Raw genomic sequence first — 2,314 nt, 5'->3', positions numbered from 1 at the left:
GGAAGCCGTAACGGAAGATGGAAAGCGTTCTGTCATTTTATCGCCTGCGGAGCGAAATCCAAAACATTTCCAAGTGAAACAAGGGCAACAAGCAATTTGGCGTCTAGAGAATCCTTGTCAAGCTGTTATTTATGAGATGCATGTACGAGATTTGACGAAGTCTAACAGTTCTGGCGTGTCTAAAAAACACCGAGGGACCTTTTTAGGGGCTTGTCAAAAAGGAACAAAAAATAGAACAGGTCAAGCGACAGGATTTGATTATATTCAATCATTAGGTGTCAATGTCGTACAATTTCAGCCCATCTCTGATCGACACAAAGAGTATGACCAAGATGGAAATATAATGTATAATTGGGGCTATGACCCTCAAAATTACAATGCTCCTGAAACGAGTTTTTCAACAGATCCAGCAAACCCGTCTCAAGGAATGCGGGATTTAAAAACGATGATTCAAGCCTATCATGATGCGGGCATTTCCGTAGTGATAGATGTTGTATACAACCATATTTATTCGACTCATGATTCACCGTTTCAACAAGTAGTGCCTGATTATTACTATCGGATGAATCCAGACGGATCTTTCCAAAATGGAACAGGTGTGGGGAGCGAGACAGCCAGCGAGCATGAAATGTTTCGTAAATATATGATTGATTCTATCCTTTATTGGGTAAAAGAGTATAATATTGATGGTTTTCGTTTTGATTTAATGGGCATTCATGATATTGAAACGATGCGTCAAATTCGGGAAGCGTTAGATGAAATTGACCCGAGAATTCTCACATACGGTGAAGGTTGGGATATGGGGACAGGATTGCTTCCGCTTGACAAAGCTAAAAAAGATAATGCCTTTGAATTACCTAATATCGGATTTTTCAACGATACTGAACGTGATGCTATCAAAGGCGCAGAGGTTTATGGTGGTTTGAAAGCTGGCTTTGTAAGTGGTCAAGCGACAGAATCAATTGTTGCCAAGGCAATTCTAGGAAGTAGTGAACTAGGAACCTATCTGGAGCCAAAACAAGTTGTTAATTATGTAGAAGCGCATGATAATTACAATTTGCACGATTTGTTAGCTGAACTGCACCCAGATGATGATGAATTGACTCGTACTAAGCGGATTGAATTAGCAACTGCGATGAATCTCCTCTTGCAAGGCATGAGTTTTATGGAGTTGGGACAGGAATTTTCACGTAGCAAACTAGTGGCAACTGGAGCAAATGGGAATGCCATTCAGGCAGATCATAAGCGTGCTATGAACAGTTATAACGCTCCCGACGCTGTCAATCAAGTAGACTGGGATTTATTAACTCATCATCAGGAAAGTATCAACTATATCAAACAGATGATTCATTTAAAAACGACAACAAAAGAATTTTCTTACCAGCATTATGATGACATTTACCAGCATGCCTTTGTACATTCGGCGCATTCCGGAAGCGGAATTGTCATTTTTGAAGTGAAGGATGACAATTATTACCTTGTAATTTTTAATGCAAGTGGTGATAAATACAATATTGAAGATATTGGAAATTTGAAACTTGTAGCTGGAAATAGTCGTCAAGTTAGCGATTCTTTTGTTGAAGATCTGACAGCTACAGTCTTTGAAGTTGTAGAATGGTGATATCAAAAGATGTCAAGATTTTTTCTTGACACCTTTTCTTTCTTGTGATAAGATAGAATGTGTTGGGAGTAGCTCTGCTATTCCTAAAAATAAAAAAGAGAAAAGAGAAATTTTTAAAATGGCAGTTAAAATCCGTTTAACTCGTATGGGTTCTAAGAAAAAACCTTTCTACCGTATCAACGTAGCAGACTCACGTTCACCTCGTGACGGACGTTTTATTGAAACAGTTGGAACATACAATCCACTTGTTGCTGAAAACCAAGTAACTTTAAAAGAAGATCGTATTCTTGACTGGTTGTCAAAAGGTGCTCAACCTTCTGATACTGTTCGTAACATTCTTTCAAAAGCTGGCGTGATGAAGAAATTCCACGATTCTAAATACTCTAAATAATAGAACTGCAGGTTGACTATGGACACGATTGAAAATCTTATTATTGCGATAGTGAAACCTTTGATTTCACAACCAGATGCTTTAACTATCAAGATTGAAGATACACCAGAATTTTTGGAATATCATTTAGATCTTGACCCTAGTGATGTTGGACGTGTAATCGGTCGTAAAGGTCGCACGATCTCTGCGATAAGAACGATTGTTTATTCTGTCCCAACCGAAGATAAAAAAGTCAGAATTGTTATTGATGAAAAATAAAAATGGAGCCATTCTGTACTGACCCCCAAAAGTTGGACAAATAA

General features: G+C 38.2%; 3 protein-coding genes. All 3 read left to right on the top strand.

All coding sequences use genetic code 11. From position 1 onward, the window contains the following. Window positions 1–1,621: type I pullulanase (gene pulA / locus HMPREF2887_RS08875; protein WP_084741084.1), on the top strand; the 1,621-nt coding region annotated here is incomplete at its 5' end. A 118-nt stretch (window positions 1,622–1,739) separates the two neighbouring features. Beyond that, window positions 1,740–2,012 (top strand): 30S ribosomal protein S16, encoded by a 273-nt coding sequence (gene rpsP, locus HMPREF2887_RS08870; protein ID WP_003024685.1) that lies wholly within the window; start codon window positions 1,740–1,742, stop codon window positions 2,010–2,012. Window positions 2,013–2,030: 18 nt separating this feature from the next. Next, window positions 2,031–2,270 carry an RNA-binding protein KphA gene (kphA, locus tag HMPREF2887_RS08865; protein WP_003001620.1) on the top strand — a complete coding sequence of 80 codons (240 nt, stop codon included), beginning with the start codon at window positions 2,031–2,033 and terminating at the stop codon, window positions 2,268–2,270. Window positions 2,271–2,314 lie beyond the last annotated feature (44 nt).

This window comes from Streptococcus sp. HMSC071H03, assembly GCF_001813035.1.
GTDB lineage: Bacteria > Bacillota > Bacilli > Lactobacillales > Streptococcaceae > Streptococcus > Streptococcus anginosus.
The sequence above is the reverse complement of the archived record's forward strand: the minus strand, read 5'-3'. Positions and strand labels throughout refer to the sequence as shown.